This is a genomic window from Hoylesella shahii (genome assembly GCF_937990675.1).
Classification (GTDB): Bacteria; Bacteroidota; Bacteroidia; order Bacteroidales; family Bacteroidaceae; genus Prevotella; species Prevotella shahii.
Genome location: NZ_CALKQY010000049.1, coordinates 16,946 through 33,360, shown reverse-complemented (window position 1 = coordinate 33,360; position 16,415 = coordinate 16,946). Strand labels below are relative to the sequence as shown.

The following is a 16,415-nucleotide window of genomic DNA, read 5'->3' as shown; positions in this document are numbered from 1 at the left end:
TATCACATCATAAAAAGGGCTTTGCAAGAGAATCATTTACAACAACATTTCTTTTTGGGGCTTTTCGTTGTGGTTCTCAGTTTTTTTCGCTAGTTTTGCTTGTTTATTATTCCTATTGAACGCCGCCAGTGGCTTTCTTTCTTGGCTAGCCAACATCGTTACAACCAAATCATAGTTACAGGCTGCTATAAAGATAAGCGTGAAACACAGAAAAACGATTTCAACAGAACAAATAATTAACCCATAGGTTCGCACATAGAATAAATTATTTTAAACATGTTAAATACCCAACTTCGTTATATTTTGGTTGCAATGGTTAGCACAATTTGCCTTCAATGCGTCTCAAAAACGCCACAAACACAAAACATAAACAGCGCTAAAGCGCTAAACAAAAAATATCAATTAAACATTACTAGCAATTTGGTGCTACCACTTAATAAGGCAGGATTAGACTCTTTAAAAAAAGAATATCTACTTATCGTTGACAGAAATGCACAAGTTATAGATGAAGAGAGAGAAGAAGACGACCTTGCTGTGAACGAGAAACTGATGAGCATATATATACCCTATGCCTTTAACGACTTGGTTAAAAGAGGATTTAAACCTATATCGGCCGAACTTTTCGAACAGAAACTCACACAATTAGGCCTTAACCCTACACAAAGAAAAAAACTTAAGGGCGTGTACGAGCATACCCATTACTTCACTTTTTTAATTGCACCACTCCAGGTTACGACGGATGAAGAGCAAAAAGAAGTTGACGAACAAGAGGCTAAATGCATTAAAATTGCTGGATTGTACCATTTTTACGTTAAGGGATACAACTTCATTGCTATGCCCTCTATGCTTGAAAGTTTTATTAAACAAGATAAAAATGGTGCGCATTTTTCGCTTGATAACGAACTTGTTCACTATAATTGTTTTTTACTGAACAACAACAAATCCAGCCTCTCGTGGCTGTGTAAACACAATAAAACACTGCTCTTTGATTTAGTAAAGCTTTATGGCTACGACAAGAACGAAACAATTAATAAGCTTTTGCTGAAAAAGATGCTTAACTTAAATCGAGCCTCTGAAGTGGGTTCAACATACAGTGGCTCTGGATTAGATTACATTCATACTGTATTCTCACGTAAAGTGCAGTTAAAATCGCCCTACCTTGTTATTCATAAAGGCTTGTTCGAAACACTTATGCAACTACCGCTAAACAATCAAAACAAACAATGGACAAACTTATTGAACCAATATGGCGAACAATTGGTAAAAACTTCTCCAACAGAAAGTTCGTTATGCCTATCTTCACTCAATGATAACGAACGCTTTGAACTTGCCGCATACACAGCTTATTATCTGATAAAACTACGCAATAGATATAAACTCACAGGTGATTGCTTCTATCAAAAGGCACTAAGCACTAATCGGATGTTTAGAACATACTTGGAAAAAAATAATTATCTGGGACTTTCTGTGCTAAAGAAGTGACCATCAGCATGCGACAAAAATATCACAGACCCAACTTTGTATTCTAAATATCATGGCGTTACTTGATGTTTAGAGCAGTTTTAATGACGAATAGTTCGTTGTAATTTAATCATTTATTTATAATATGGCGTTGTATTGTGTGCTTTCTCCCCTTTTAATTTGCTTATCGGCATTATCTTTGTACTATTTTTACGCTCTTAGTTTGGTCTTCAAGACCAAAACAAACAATGTATTCAATAAATCTCAATATCTGTAGAGTTGATAACAAACCATTTTAGATGTAGGTTTATGATTAATATATTCACAAAGAAAAAACGGAATAAGCACATTCGAATGTAAAATAATTGTACCATATTTTAACATTATGACTACCCTCGCCGAAATTTTTCTGGGCATCAGGCTAATTTACGCGAGTATTTAGCAAGTTTATAACACACTGACCAACAGCAACTTAACATAAAAAACACCAAAAATATGCCTTTTAAAGCCCCAATCCACTATTAACGCATAACTATACGCATAAGCATAAATTATCAAAGTAACTTAACATTCTAATGTGCGAAAAATCTAGTAAAGCGCCATCATTCATTGTTATTTTGGCCTTTTTTCAGCGTTTTGCATGAGTTAGCACTGCGTTTTGTAGGAGTTAGCACTGCGTTTTGTAGGAGATAGCACTGCGTTTAGCATGAGTTAGCACTGCGTTTTGTAGGAGATAGCATTGCGTTTTGTATGAGTTAGTAGTGAGTTTTGCTACTTTTCTGGTTTGCATTTTTAACCGAAGTTGTGTGATTTCATAACCATTTCTTGAGCAAATTCTTATATTTTAGAGTAGAAAATTAGGACCTATTTTATCAAAATAGAAAGGCAAAAACATGATAAATGACATTAAAAGATTGAGAAATAGTAAAGAAGAAAACGTAAAACTCATCTCAAATACGCTTTTTATATATGAATTAGCAGTGCATTTTCTCTAGAATGAACTGTCGGACACCTTGCGTTTTATAAAATAAATTTACCTTTTTAACTATTCAACGAAACCAATGTGAAGTCTAAAAGGTAAAAAAACCGCTACTACTTGCATAATTTGAAAGAATTTCCAATATTTGTGAATGTGTAAGCCTCATTTTATTATTGTTTTTTTTGAATAATACAAAGATAAGAAAAAATGGGCTTACACACTTTTTAGGGTAGTACCTGTATTAACAAAGACACGGCGAACTTTATATGCTTAGGTATGAAGTTTAGCCAACACAAATAAATACAAAATAAGCCCACAAGAGCTGAACTCTTACAGGCTTATGTGTATATGATGCATCACAGCATAATTAGCGAATGATGCCACGTTCTGAACTTTCCACAAAGTCGATGATGTATTGAATTTCCTTTGTTATTGGCAAATTATTCTTTATCTCTTGAATGCCTTCAGCCATTAAGCCCTTAGAATAGAGCAAACGATAAGCATTGTGGATAAGATCTATCAGTTCATTAGAAAAACCACGTCTACGCAAACCCACGAGGTTGAGACCAGCAAAACGCACAGGATGTTTGCCAACAGTAACGTAGGGAGGAATGTCTTGACTAAACCCACTACCGCCTTGAACCATGACATATCCACCAATGTGGCAAAACTGATGACAGAGCACTGCAGCACTAATAATGGCACAATCGTCTACAACAACCTCTCCAGCAAACTTAGTTGAGTTGCCGATAATAATTTGCGAGCCAATAACACAATCGTGAGCAATGTGAACATTCTCCATCAACAAATTGTTACTGCCCACGATGGTAACTCCTTTTGAGGCCGTTCCACGCGAAATAGTAACATTTTCACGAATACTGTTGTTGTTTCCAACTTCGCACAATGTGTCTTCGCCCACAAACTTCAGGTCTTGGGGTTTGGTTGAGATGCTTGCTCCAGCCAAAATTTCGTTTCCATTGCCAATACGAGCACCATAATTGATGGTCACACTGTTTTGCAAGTTGTTGCCATCGCCTATCACTGTGTTACGGTCTATGTAGCAAAAAGGCCCGATAATATTGTCGTTGCCCAACTTTGCTTCGGGATGTACATAGGCCAAAGGGCTTATTTGATTCATAGCTCAGCGGATGTTATTACTTATTTTTTACGATTTGCGCTGTAAATGTTGCTTCAGACACGACTTGGTCGCCAACAAACATGTAGCCTTTCATCGAACTTACGCCATGCCTTACGGGGTGAAGCAGTTCGACACGGAAGAGAAGAGTATCGCCTGGAACAACCTTTTGACGGAACTTCACATCATCTATCTTCATGAAATAGGTAGACCAACGCTCGGGTTCTTCTAGTTGGTTGAGCACCAATAAGCCACCACATTGAGCCATGGCCTCTACTTGCAGCACACCAGGCATTACTGGTTCTTGAGGGAAATGGCCCACAAAAAACGGTTCGTTGCTAGTTACATTCTTAATGCCAACAATGCTTGTTGGGCCAAGAGAAATAACCTTATCAATGAGCTGCATTGGATAACGGTGAGGCAAGAGTTCGCGAATGCGCTTATTATCCATAAGCGGTTCTTCGTTGGGGTCGTATATAGGTGCCTGCACCTCGTGTTTGCGTATATCCTTACGCAAATGGCGAGCAAACATATTGTTGATGGTGTGCCCAGGACGGGTGGCAATGATGCGTCCCTTAATGGGTTTACCCAGCAGAGCCATGTCGCCAATGATGTCGAGCAACTTATGTCTGGTGCATTCGTTTTCCCAAACCAAAGGCTTATGTTGGATATAGCCAGGTTTAGAAGCATCCAAACGCGGAACCTTGAGCAAATCGGCCAATTGATCAAGCTGCTTTTGGTCGGTCATTTTCTCATAAATCACGATAGCATTGTCCATATCGCCTCCTTTGATAAGATTGGCTTTAAGCAATGGTTCGATATCGCGAACAAAGACAAAGGTACGCGCAGGTGCAATCTCTTTTTCGAAATTATCGAGTGTATCAAGAGTAGCAAATTGACTATTGATAAACTTTGAATCGAAAGAGCACATGGCAGTGATGCTAAACTGGTCGTCGGGAAGAATGGTAATACACGACCCTGTTTTATCGTCTTTTACTTCAATTTTATGGCGAATGATGTAATAATCTTTTGGAGCGTTTTGCTCTTCGATTCCAACTTTCTTGATTTCCTCTACATACATGATAGCAGAGCCGTCGAGAATAGGAAACTCTGGTCCGTTAACCTGTATGAGACAGTTATCGATACCCATAGCGTAGAGAGCAGCAAGGCCATGTTCAACAGTAGAAACACGCACATCGCCATTAGCTAGTACAGTGCCGCGTTGAGTGTCGACCACCCTTTCGGCTAGCGCATCAATAACAGGCTGGCCTTCCAAGTCCATTCTCTTTATCTTATAGCCTGTGTTTTCGGGTGCGGGATTGAAGGTTACCGTGAGGCTCAATCCTGTATGCAAGCCTTTGCCATACAAGGAAAAGCTGCCTTTCAATGTTGTCTGTTTTAACATTGCGTTATGGTTTTATTTGCTTTTTTAATTCGTCAATTTCCTTTTGAAGTTCGTTCACTTGCTTGTACATGTCGGGCAAATACTTTAGAACGGCATGCGACTTGAAGTAGGGTTTCAGTTCCATAGGAGGTGTTCCAATAAGCTGTTTGCCATCTTTGATGTTACCAGGTATGCCCGATTGTGCTCCAATAAACACCTTATTGCCGATGGTGCTGTGACCAGCAACGCCAACTTGTCCGCCAAACATGCACCACTGTCCAACTTTTGTTGAACCAGCAATGCCCACTTGGGCCGACATTACAGTGTGTGCACCTACTTCCACATTATGAGCAATCTGCACTAAGTTATCAAGTTTAACACCTTTGCGCAGATAAGTGCTACCCATTGTAGAGCGGTCAATACAAGTGTTAGCCCCAACTTCCACATCATCTTCGATAACAACGTTACCTATCTGAGGTATTTTGTCGTAACCATTTTCTGATGGAGCAAAGCCAAATCCGTCTGCCCCTACAACACATCCTGCGTGCAGAATAACTCTATCGCCCACCACCACATCGTGGTATAGACACACATGAGGATTGATGATGCAGTTAGAACCCACGCGCACATTATCGCAAAGGGTGGCATGAGGATATACTTGTGTATTGTTTCCCACCACAACGCCACTTCCAACGTAAGCGAAAGCGCCGATATAGCAGTTTTCGCCCACCTTAGCATCAGGAGCAACGAAGGCCAATGGGTCAATACCTGTTTTCTTAGGCTTGGCAGCTTCGTATATCTGCAGCAATTTAGCTACACACTCGTAGGCATTATCCACCTTGATGAGCGTGGCCTTTACAGGTTTTTCCAGCTTGGTGTCTTTGTTAATGAGCACCACGCTAGCCTTTGTTTCATATATATAATGTGTATATTTCGGGTTTGCAAGAAACGAAATAGCACCTGCCTGCCCCTCTTCTATCTTAGCGAAGGAGCGTACAGCAGCGTTCTCATCTCCAACAATTTCACCATTGACGACTTGTGCAATTTGCTTTGCTGTAAATTCCATTGGTTTCAGTGTTGTTGAATAATTCTGCAAATATAGCAATTATTATTCAAAATCTTTGATAACATAGGTAATATTTGCTGTTTTTCATAGAAAGGCGGGTCACATCGAAGAGTTCAGAGGCCTGCGAGATGTCTTTGCAGGTGCCATCTTTGCATTTAATGGTGATGTGGTCGTCTTCCATACTATACATTTTTTTGTTCACGGTGTTGGCGCTCAATAGGTAGGTGGCATCGTCTGTAGATAATCCCGTGTGTTGACAAATTTGCGCCAAGCGCTCTGCTATTACTTCCTCTGGAATGGGCTTATCGAAGACCTCTACTTTAAAGATACGGCGGTCTACCAAGTCGGTGGCCAACATAGAGAGTACAGGGTCGGTATCGTTCATCCATACTTTCACACTGCTCCAGATGTCGTTATCGTCGAGTGCGCAGTAATTTTGCAATGCCTCTTGGTGAGAATCGAAAAAAGCGCGGTCAACATCATTGACCAAAAAATATGCTAGTGCAGGCGAAGCAAACAGCTGATACCCTTTGCGCACAAGATGTTTGGCCCGCTTAAGCAAGTTAACTAAGATAGTTTCACACCCCACAGCAGTTTTGTGTAGGTACACTTGCCAGTACATCAGTCTACGCGAGATTAAATAGTTCTCGATGGAATAGATACCCTTTTGGTCTACCACCAATGCATCATTCTCCACGTCAAGCATTTTGATGATACGCGCCGAGCCAATATTACCTTCTGACACACCAGTAAAAAAGCTGTCACGACGAAGATAATCAAGTCTATCCATGTCTAACTGACTGCTTATAAGCTGATGAAGAAAACGCTTAGGATACTCGTTTTTAAATATTTTGATGGCTAAAGTGAGCATCCCATCCATTTCACGGTTCATCTTTTCCATCATCAACAAAGAAATATCTTCGTGCGAGATGCCAGAGATAAGCGAATTTTCGAGCACGTGAGAGAACGGTCCATGTCCGATATCGTGAAGAAGGATGGCTATCTGAACTGCTTCTACCTCGCTTTCAAAAATGAAAACACCCTTTTGTTGGAGCGATAACAAGGCCTCGCTGACCAAATGAAACGCGCCAATGGAGTGCAAAAAGCGCGTATGCTGTGCGCCAGGATAAACCACAGAGGCCATCCCCAATTGTCTAATGCGCGTAAGTCGCTGCATAAGGGGATGGCAAATAACGTTGAGTATCAACCCACGTGGTATCTTAATGAAGCCAAAAACGGGGTCGTTGATTATCTTTATGTCACTCATTGATAACTATTGGTGGTCATTAGGGGCTAGAACGTAGGGAGAAGGGCTTTAAGCTCTGCAGCCATTTCTTCTTGCACCTCGCGCGCTTTTTCGGCTGCAACTTGGGCAAAGTCGTCTCCGCTGCTTGCATAGATAATGCCGCGCGAGCTATTTACGAGCAAACCACAATCTTTGTTCATGCCATAGAGACACACATCGTGAAGACTTCCACCCTGCACTCCAACACCCGGAACAAGCAAAAAGTGGTTTGGTGCATGTTTGCGTATATCCTTAAAGGCCTCGCCTTGTGTAGCTCCCACCACATACATCATGTTATCTGCATTACCCCACTCTTGCGACTTGGTAAGAACATGCTCGAAGAGACGCACGCCTTGCGCGTCGGTAGTTAGCTGGAAGTCGTGCGAACCTTTATTACTAGTTAGTGCCAACAATATAACCCACTTGCCTTCATAAGCCAAGAAAGGTGTTACACTATCTTCGCCCATATAGGGAGCAACAGTAAGCGCATCGAGATTATATGTTTCGAAAAAGGTGCGTGCATACATCTGCGAGGTATTACCGATGTCGCCACGTTTGGCATCAGCAATAATAAACTGCTCTGGGTAGTTCTCGTTGAGATAAACCACCGTGCGTTCAAATGCCAACAAGCCTTTTACCCCAAGCGATTCGTAAAAAGCGAGATTGGGTTTGTAGGCTACACAATAAGGTGCAGTGGCATCGATGATTGCCTTATTGAACTCAAAAATAGGGTCTTCAGTCTGCAACAAGTGTTGCGGAATTTTCTTGATATCAGTATCTAGACCCACACAAAGAAATGATTTCTTGGCCTGTATCTGTTTGATTAAATCTTGTCTTGTCATAAAAAACGGTGTGAATGGGGTTACAATTCGGCTTCTTTCATTCGTTCTGTGTTCTCGGCAACCGACAATGCATCAATCATAGCTTGGATGTCTCCTGCCACAAAGCCCTGCAAGTCGTGTGTGGTGTAACCTATACGGTGGTCGGTTACGCGCCCTTGAGGGTAGTTGTAGGTACGTATTTTGGCCGAGCGGTCGCCTGTAGATACCAAACTTTTTCGACGACTAGCAATGTCGTCCACATATTTTTGGTGTTCGCGGTCGTATATAAAGGTACGAAGTCGCGATAAGGCACGTTCTTTATTTTTAGGTTGATCGCGAGTTTCGGTACACTCGATAAGGATTTCTTCGGTCTCGCCGGTATTGGGATTTTTCCACGGATAGCGTAAGCGCACACCCGATTCCACTTTATTAACGTTCTGTCCACCCGCACCCGAGCTTCTAAACGTATCCCATTTAATATCGCCCTCGTTGATATTCACTTCAAACTTATCGGCTTCGGGCAGTACTGCCACCGTTGCAGCCGATGTGTGCATACGTCCTTGGGTCTCGGTGGCGGGAACACGTTGCACGCGATGCACGCCCGATTCGTATTTCAGAACGCCAAAAACGTTATCACCACTAACGGCAAAATCAATCTCTTTAAAGCCACCAACGGCCCCTTCGCTAGAAGCGGTAACAGAGAGAGTCCATCCTTTTGAGTCACAAAAGCGCTTGTACATACCAAAGAGGTCGCCAGCAAAGAGTGCGGCCTCATCACCACCAGTGCCTGCTCTAATTTCCATTTGGACGTTCTTAGCGTCTTCAGGGTCTTTGGGAACAAGCAGCAATTTAATTTCCTCTTCTAGCTTTGGGCGTACTGCTTCGTTAGTTGAAAGTTCTTCGCGAGCCATTTCTTTCATCTCGGCATCGCTTTCGTTGGCCAAAATATCTTTGGCTTCGGCAATGGAATTAAGGCAAGCCACATAGCGCTTGCGTGCATTCATAATGTCGCCAAGGTCTTTATACTCCCTTGTCAACTTCACATAACGTTCTTGATCTGCGATAACGGCAGGGTCGGTTATCAACGTAGAAACCTCTTCATATCGGCTTTCAAGCCCATCTAATTTTGCTAATATGCTATTTTGTTCTGACATAATCTCATTATAGTTAAGTTTTAGGATTTGCGGTTTAACAAGTTTATTAGTACTGTCTTAAGTTTTCTTTAGCTAAAAGCTAAGACTCTCATCAATCGCAAAAAGTCCAAAAGCAGGATAATAAAACAGATTAAATAAACCGCAAGCTAAAAAACCTTGTTCATTTAATATAGGAAAGTTAGTCGTAGAAGAACTCACCAAACTCCGAACGTATGGTGAGCGACTTCTGCCCTTCTTCAATATGCCCCACCACTTGTGCGTCGATATTGAAGCTTTTACTAATGGCAATAACACGTTCTGCATGTTCGGGACGAACATATATTTCCATTCGGTGTCCCATATTGAACACCTTAAACATCTCTTTCCAGTCTGTTCCACTTTCTGCTTGTATCAATTTAAAGAGCGGTGGCACATCAAACATGTTATCTTTCACCACACGACAATTGTCGTTAACGAAATGTAGCACCTTTGTTTGAGCCCCTCCAGTGCAATGAACCATGCCATGAACATCGGCACGCATTTCGTCTAGCAGTCTGCGAATTACAGGAGCGTAAGTTCTTGTGGGAGAAAGTACCAGTTGTCCTGCATCAACCCCCAGACCTTCAATAGCCTCTGTTAATTGCTTTGTACCGCTATACACCAACTCTTTGGGTACAGCATGGTCGAATGTTTCAGGATATTTTTCTGCTAGATATTTAGCAAATACATCATGACGAGCACTAGTTAGTCCGTTACTTCCCATTCCGCCATTATACGATTTTTCGTAAGAAGCCTGTCCGCAAGACGACAATCCCACGATAACATCACCAGGTTGAATGTTAGCATTATTTATAACGTCGCTACGTTTCATACGACAAGTAACAGTAGAGTCAACAATGATGGTGCGTACTAGGTCGCCAACATCAGCCGTTTCACCTCCAGTGGCGTAAATTCCTACTCCCATTTCGCGCATCTCGGATAACAGTTCGTCTGTTCCATTGATAATAGCCGAAATCACTTCTCCTGGGATAAGCATTTTATTTCGTCCAATAGTACTCGACACGAGGATATTGTCTACCGCCCCCACACAAAGCAAATCATCGGTATTCATCACCACTGCATCTTGCGCAATACCCTTCCAAACGTTTAAGTCGCCCGTTTCTTTCCAATAAGCATAAGCCAATGACGATTTTGTTCCTGCCCCATCGGCGTGCATGATGTTGCAATAAGCATCATCGCCTCCTAGAATATCGGGAATGATTTTGCAGAAAGCTTGTGGAAAAACGCCTTTATCGATGTTTTTTATGGCGTTGTGCACATCTTCTTTTGCGGCACTAACGCCACGCATCATGTAACGGTTGTTCATCTGTTTGAATTTATTTGGGTGAAAACTTGTTGTATAACAGTGTTGGGTTAATATCTTTTATCTGCTTTGTGGTGCTCAAACACATCCACATTGGTTTAACATGTTAATCTCTGCCATGCCAAAACTCCCAGCTAGCAAATGCTTGTAGCAGCAACATCTCTAATCCGTTTTTGGTTATAGCGCCCTGTTCCCTACCCTTTTTCATAAAGAGTGTTTCATCGGGGTTATAAATCAGGTCGTATAATAAAGTGTGTTGGTCCATCGCCTCGTAAGGAAGTTGGGGGCACTCCTCGGTTCTTGGATACATACCTAGCGGTGTGCAGTTAACGATAACATTGTATTCGGCAATGAGTTCAGGCGTAACATCATCGTAAGTAATAACCTTTCCTTTACGCGATTGTCGACTAACAAAGAGCGTTTCAAGTCCAAGGCTTTTCAAACCATAGTCTACAGCCTTGGCCGCGCCACCCGTTCCCAAAATTAGAGCTTTGTGGTGGGCAGGTTCAAGCATTGATTCTATGCTTCGTGTAAAACCAATTACGTCGCTGTTAAAACCTTTCAGGTAGAGTTTATTACCCTTATGGCTAACCCTAATAACATTAACTGCTCCTATGGCACGCGCTTCGGGCGAAAGGTCGTCCAAGTATTTCATCACCTCTTCCTTATAAGGAATGGTAACGTTTAGCCCACGTAGGCTTGGTGTGGTATCGAGAATTTCGGGCAAGCTATCAATACTTGCTATTTCGTAATTCTCGTATTCGGCATCGATACCTTCGTTGTGGAATTTCTCATTGAAGTAGCTAATCGAGAAGCTATGCCCTAATGGAAACCCGATAAGTCCGTATTTATCCATAATTTTCCTGAATGTTCGTATTCAAATTGCCTATCTAAATACAACGCAACTGTCGCAACCTTTATTATTTGATAGCACGTTAGCTACTTGGTTGCCAGGTACATGGTGCAGATCCCAAACGTAAGGCGTTTGAATTTCACCTCTTCAAAACCTGCTTTCTTGAGAATTTCCACCATCGTTTCGCCTTGAGGGAAGGCTTCGACGGTGCTGATGAGATAGCGATAAGCGCCTTTATCCTTTGATACTAAGCGCGCATAGAGTGGGAGAATTGTATGCGAATAAATTTTAAAAAGTATCGACATGGGGAAACTTTTTGGTGCAGACAATTCCACTATGCTAAGATGTCCGCCCTTACGCAATACACGATGCAGTTCGCATAAGCATTTATCCAAGTCTTTAAAGTTACGAATACCAAAGGCTGCCGTAACAGCATCGAAACGTTCGTTGTGGAAAGAGAGGTTCATACAGTCTTCTTTCATAAACGAAACGATGCTACCTAACTGAGCCTTCTCCACTTTTTGGCGTCCAATTTCCATCATCCCTTCCGAGATATCCGCCCCAATAAGATGGTTGGGTTTTAGCATTTGAGCAGAGAGAATAGCAAAGTCGCCAGTGCCAGTGGCAATGTCGAGCATCTCTTTTGGGCCAAAGGGTATCAGTTGCCCAATAGCCTTGCGTCGCCAACGCTTATCAATATTCCACGAAAGACGATGATTTAATACATCGTAAGTGGGGGCAATATTGTCGAACATCTTTTCAACAAGCTCGCCTTTATCGCCTTGTTCGGCGTAAGGTTTTATCTCTTCTTGTTTATACATTGAGGATATGTGCCATTAAATAGTGGTTGCAAATAACCTGAAGCAGAATGTTTGGCGCAGAACGCACACGATTAGTTCGTCTGTAGGTTATTTAATATTGTACCGTTTGCCAGGCCACGAGCCCAAGCCTAAGAAACAGAACCGTGCTTTCGCGTCACATCTTTTCACCTTTGGGGTTTAAGATGTCGACACGAAAGCCCGTTCACTGCATCTTCATTTATTTGTTTTGAGCTAAGAAATCCGTTACATTCTTCTCAATGCGAGTAGCCAAATCGGCTTCATCAGCGGCTTTATTAAAGGTCTCGCCTGTGATGTGCTCGTATAGTTCGATATAACGATTGCTCACCTCTTCTGCATACTCATCGGTTATTTCAGGCATCGTTTGGCCTGGCTCGTTCATAAAGTTATGTTCGATGAGCCATTGACGCAAGAATTCTTTAGAAAGTTGTCGTTGTGGTTCGCCCTTAGCCAACTTCTCTTCGTAACCTTCAGCGTAGAAATAACGACTTGAATCGGGCGTATGAATTTCATCAATGAGATACACTTTACCATCGCGTTTACCAAATTCATACTTCGTATCTACGAGTATTAGTCCTTGTTTAGCTGCAATTTCCTGACCACGACGGAAGAGTTTGCGTGTATAGTCTTCAATCACAGCATAGTCTTCAGCACTAACTAGTCCTTGAGCAATAATCTCTTCTTTCGAGATATTCATATCATGCCCTTCGTCTGCTTTGGTTGTGGGCGTTACAATAGGTTCGGGGAAGCGTTCGTTTTCTTTCATTCCCTCTGGTAGTTTCACACCACACAACTCTCTACATCCCTCCTTATAAGCACGCCACGCCGAGCCTGTGAGTATGGAACGAATTATCATCTCTACGCGGAAGCCTTCACATTTAAGGCCTACGGTAACCATGGGGTCGGGGGTTGCAAGTTTCCAGTTCGGACAGATATCAGCCGTAAGGTCAAGAAACTTTGCCGCAATTTGGTTCAGAACCTGACCTTTAAAAGGTATTCCCTTAGGCAAGATAACGTCAAAAGCCGAAATTCTGTCGGTTGCAACCATCACGATTTTATCGCCATCGATGTCGTACACATCTCTAACTTTACCGTGATACACACTCTTTTGTCCATCAAAATGGAAATCGGTTTGTGTCAATGCTTTCATCTTAATTTATATTTTATGATGTATCCTATTCTTTTTCTTTATTTCTTTCTGCCTCGTAATATGCCTCATAGGCATTAACGATACGTGTTACGAGTTTATGGCGTACTATATCTTTTTGGTCGAACCTCACAGTTGCAATGCCTTTCACATCCTGCAATATGTCTAGCGCTACCCTCAAACCACTTTTTTGCTCTCTAGGTAGGTCTATTTGTGTTAGGTCTCCCGTCACAATCATTTTGGTATTGGTACCCATTCTCGTGAGAAACATTTTTATTTGAGCCATGGTGGTGTTTTGCGCTTCATCCAAAATTACGATTGCATCGGTAAGCGTTCTACCACGCATAAATGCTAATGGGGCTATCTGTATGATATGCTTCTCCATCATATCTTGCAACTTCACTGCTGGAATCATATCTTCAAGAGCGTCATAGAGTGGCTGCAGATAAGGGTCTATCTTATCTTTCATATCCCCAGGCAAAAAACCTAGCTTCTCACCTGCCTCAACAGCAGGCCTACTCAATATTATTTTCTTAGCTGTTTTCTCTTTCAGGGCCTTCACTGCTAATGCAATGCTCAGATAGGTTTTACCTGTTCCTGCAGGGCCTACTGCAAAAACCAAATCATGACGTTCGTATGCATCCACCAAATGCTGTTGATTTTCGCTTCTACTCTTGATTGGCTTGCCTGTAATGTTATATACAATAACATCCTTAACGGCATCAGCTTTGGTACGTTTGCCCTTGATGATGTCGAGAATATCCTCCTCATTGATGGCGTTATACTTAAGGATATGCCTCCTTATATCTTCAGCCTTCTCTTCAAAAGCAGCCATCTCTTCTTCATCGCCCAACACGCGCATCACGTTATCACGAGCCACTATGCGTAATTTAGGGAACAGCGACTTAACCATTTGCAGATGTCCGTTGTTTACCCCATAAAACATTACGGGGTCAATATCTTCAAGTACGATATGCTTCTCTACCAATGTCTTAATTCCTAAAGTATAATATTAGTGCAAAATTACAAAAAGCTTTCCATAACCCAACACTTTTTTCTATCTTTGTGGCTCAATTAAACGTTTTTCAATGAGATTGACAAAGAACCAGTTTTTAAAGGCTTTCGCAGCAACTATTGTTTTGCTGGCTGTGGTAAGAGCATTTTTCCCCTCTATCGCCAAGCCTTCTAACAAGGAGAAGAAGAGCGAAACTCAGATGCAAGACATCAGCAACGATGTCCAAAGTCAGCCACGTGCTTCGCTTCAACCCATTGATGGAAAGCTCAAAAAACTAAAGTTTTTTAAGCCTGATGGCTCGCCCGTGAAGAACAGAATAATTAGTGTGCCCAATTATTCTAAAGCTTTCCCCGACCTGAATGATGTGCAGTTGGAGGTGGCTAACAAGTATGGCGTTAAGCCTGTTGCCGATCGGAAGGAAGCCGAAAGAAGGAAAAGCGAATTGGTGTACGTGGCTAGTAACCCATATTACTATGTAGATAAACTCAACAACAGCATTCCTTACCTTGTGCCAAGAGCCGCAGTGCTGCTTAACGACATTGGTCGAAACTTCTTCGATAGTTTGCAAATCAAAGGTATTCCCTTGCATAAATTCATTGTTACAAGCGTTTTAAGAAGCGAAGCTGACGTAAAAAAACTACGTGGCCATAATGGCAATGCATCTGAAAACAGCTGCCATAGGTTCGGAACAACATTCGATATTGCCTATAACAGGTATAAAACGGTGCAAGCACCTGATGGACCCACTCGCCGACAAGTGAGAAACGACACGTTAAAGTGGGTGATGAGCGAAGTGCTTAACGACCTAAGACTAAACGAACGCTGCTATATTAAATATGAGGTGAAGCAAGGTTGCTTCCACATAACGGTAAGATAGCACTGATGTTAGATGGCTATTCTTTACCATTATATATAAATAAGGAGTAATATGAAAACACTTATCGTTGTGCTTGGCCCCACAGGCGTGGGCAAAACGGCTCTTTGTCTCAACTTAGCTCAACGCTATGGCGCTCACATTATTAGTGCCGACTCTCGCCAAATGTTTGCCGAACTGCCCATTGGCACAGCTGCTGCCACGCACGAAGAACAACAATTGGTGCCTCACCACTTTGTGGGCAACCTCAAACTTGACCAATATTATAACGCTGCTTGCTTCGAAACAGATACGCTTAACTTATTGGACTCGCTTTTCCAAAACAATGATGTGGCTGTGATGACTGGCGGAAGCATGATGTATATTGATGCTGTTTGCCATGGCATTGACGATATTCCTACCGTAGACGATAACACCCGACTTCACGTAAAGCAAATGCTTGACAAACAAGGACTGGATGCACTCGTACAAAAGCTGAAGCAACTAGACCCTGAACACTACGACTTTGTAGACAAACAAAACCCAAGAAGGGTGTGCCATGCTTTAGAAATTTGTCTCATGACGGGTAACACATACACCTCTTATCGTAAAAAAGTGCACAAACAACGGCCGTTCAACATCTTGAAAATTGGCCTTAACCGTGAACGCGATGTGATGTACGAACGCATTAATCTACGAGTGCTGCAAATGATAGACAAGGGATTGGAAGAAGAGGCGCGACGCGTTTACCCGCTTAGAGGACTTAATTCGCTCAACACCGTGGGTTATAAAGAGATGTTCGCTTATTTCGATGGCTATATTCCTCGTGAAGAGGCCATCAGGCAAATACAGTCTAACACGCGAAGATATATGCGCAAACAACTTACTTGGTTTAAAAAAGACACGGAAATAACATGGTTCGACCCCAACGATACAGAAAAAATTACAAATTTCATCGACTCTTTTGTCGGGATAACAGATTAAATCAGTAATTTTGCAATGGGCTACCAAATGTTGAACCAACGCTAAAAAGACACGAACAACTTATAGGATGGAGCCTAACAGTAAGAGAAACTTAAGC

Annotated in this window: 14 protein-coding genes; 3 read left to right on the top strand and 11 right to left on the bottom strand. The window is 42.0% G+C overall.

Going from position 1 to position 16,415, the window contains the following annotated elements; translation table 11 throughout:
- The first annotated feature begins 420 nt into the window (after positions 1 to 420).
- Positions 421 to 1,482 carry a hypothetical protein gene (locus tag QME03_RS07215; RefSeq protein ID WP_281723913.1) on the top strand — a complete coding sequence of 354 codons (1,062 nt, stop codon included), beginning with the start codon at positions 421 to 423 and terminating at the stop codon, positions 1,480 to 1,482.
- Between the two features lie 1,325 nt (positions 1,483 to 2,807).
- Here the strand turns inward: QME03_RS07215 and lpxA are convergent.
- The 11 genes from lpxA to QME03_RS07160 form a co-directional block, all read right to left on the bottom strand.
- Positions 2,808 to 3,578: an acyl-ACP--UDP-N-acetylglucosamine O-acyltransferase gene (gene lpxA, locus QME03_RS07210; RefSeq protein WP_025817046.1), complete on the bottom strand. Its 771-nt coding sequence runs from the start codon at positions 3,576 to 3,578 to the stop codon at positions 2,808 to 2,810.
- Between the two features lie 16 nt (positions 3,579 to 3,594).
- Positions 3,595 to 4,980 carry a bifunctional UDP-3-O-[3-hydroxymyristoyl] N-acetylglucosamine deacetylase/3-hydroxyacyl-ACP dehydratase gene (locus QME03_RS07205; RefSeq protein ID WP_281723912.1) on the bottom strand — a complete coding sequence of 462 codons (1,386 nt, stop codon included), beginning with the start codon at positions 4,978 to 4,980 and terminating at the stop codon, positions 3,595 to 3,597.
- A gap of 4 nt (positions 4,981 to 4,984) precedes the next feature.
- Positions 4,985 to 6,025 (bottom strand): UDP-3-O-(3-hydroxymyristoyl)glucosamine N-acyltransferase, encoded by a 1,041-nt coding sequence (gene lpxD, locus QME03_RS07200; protein WP_281723911.1) that lies wholly within the window; start codon positions 6,023 to 6,025, stop codon positions 4,985 to 4,987.
- Between the two features lie 46 nt (positions 6,026 to 6,071).
- Entirely contained in the window at positions 6,072 to 7,292 is a 1,221-nt protein-coding gene (locus QME03_RS07195) for an HD domain-containing protein (RefSeq protein ID WP_281723910.1), read from the bottom strand.
- A gap of 26 nt (positions 7,293 to 7,318) precedes the next feature.
- Complete coding sequence (gene pyrF / locus QME03_RS07190; RefSeq protein WP_281723909.1) at positions 7,319 to 8,152, bottom strand: orotidine-5'-phosphate decarboxylase; 834 nt, start codon at positions 8,150 to 8,152, stop codon at positions 7,319 to 7,321.
- 20 nt (positions 8,153 to 8,172) lie between these two features.
- The gene (gene prfA, locus QME03_RS07185; protein ID WP_281723908.1) at positions 8,173 to 9,285 is read right to left on the bottom strand and encodes a peptide chain release factor 1; all 1,113 of its coding nucleotides are present in this window, start codon (positions 9,283 to 9,285) and stop codon (positions 8,173 to 8,175) included.
- A gap of 178 nt (positions 9,286 to 9,463) precedes the next feature.
- Positions 9,464 to 10,630: an AIR synthase-related protein gene (locus QME03_RS07180; RefSeq protein ID WP_281723907.1), complete on the bottom strand. Its 1,167-nt coding sequence runs from the start codon at positions 10,628 to 10,630 to the stop codon at positions 9,464 to 9,466.
- Between the two features lie 103 nt (positions 10,631 to 10,733).
- A complete protein-coding gene (locus QME03_RS07175; RefSeq protein ID WP_281723906.1) occupies positions 10,734 to 11,483 on the bottom strand; it encodes a shikimate dehydrogenase family protein in 750 nt (249 codons plus the stop codon).
- Between the two features lie 83 nt (positions 11,484 to 11,566).
- Positions 11,567 to 12,301, bottom strand: coding sequence for a bifunctional demethylmenaquinone methyltransferase/2-methoxy-6-polyprenyl-1,4-benzoquinol methylase UbiE (gene ubiE, locus QME03_RS07170; protein WP_281723905.1), 735 nt, complete (start codon positions 12,299 to 12,301; stop codon positions 11,567 to 11,569).
- Positions 12,302 to 12,518: 217 nt separating this feature from the next.
- The gene (locus QME03_RS07165) at positions 12,519 to 13,469 is read right to left on the bottom strand and encodes a phosphoribosylaminoimidazolesuccinocarboxamide synthase (protein ID WP_281723904.1); all 951 of its coding nucleotides are present in this window, start codon (positions 13,467 to 13,469) and stop codon (positions 12,519 to 12,521) included.
- 25 nt (positions 13,470 to 13,494) lie between these two features.
- Positions 13,495 to 14,454, bottom strand: coding sequence for a PhoH family protein (locus QME03_RS07160; RefSeq protein WP_273147893.1), 960 nt, complete (start codon positions 14,452 to 14,454; stop codon positions 13,495 to 13,497).
- 100 nt (positions 14,455 to 14,554) lie between these two features.
- Here QME03_RS07160 and QME03_RS07155 point away from each other — a divergent pair, with 100 nt between their 5' ends.
- Together QME03_RS07155 and miaA are read left to right on the top strand one after the other, a co-directional pair.
- Positions 14,555 to 15,358, top strand: coding sequence for a DUF5715 family protein (locus QME03_RS07155; protein WP_281723903.1), 804 nt, complete (start codon positions 14,555 to 14,557; stop codon positions 15,356 to 15,358).
- Between the two features lie 51 nt (positions 15,359 to 15,409).
- Positions 15,410 to 16,318 (top strand): tRNA (adenosine(37)-N6)-dimethylallyltransferase MiaA, encoded by a 909-nt coding sequence (gene miaA / locus QME03_RS07150; protein ID WP_281723902.1) that lies wholly within the window; start codon positions 15,410 to 15,412, stop codon positions 16,316 to 16,318.
- Positions 16,319 to 16,415 lie beyond the last annotated feature (97 nt).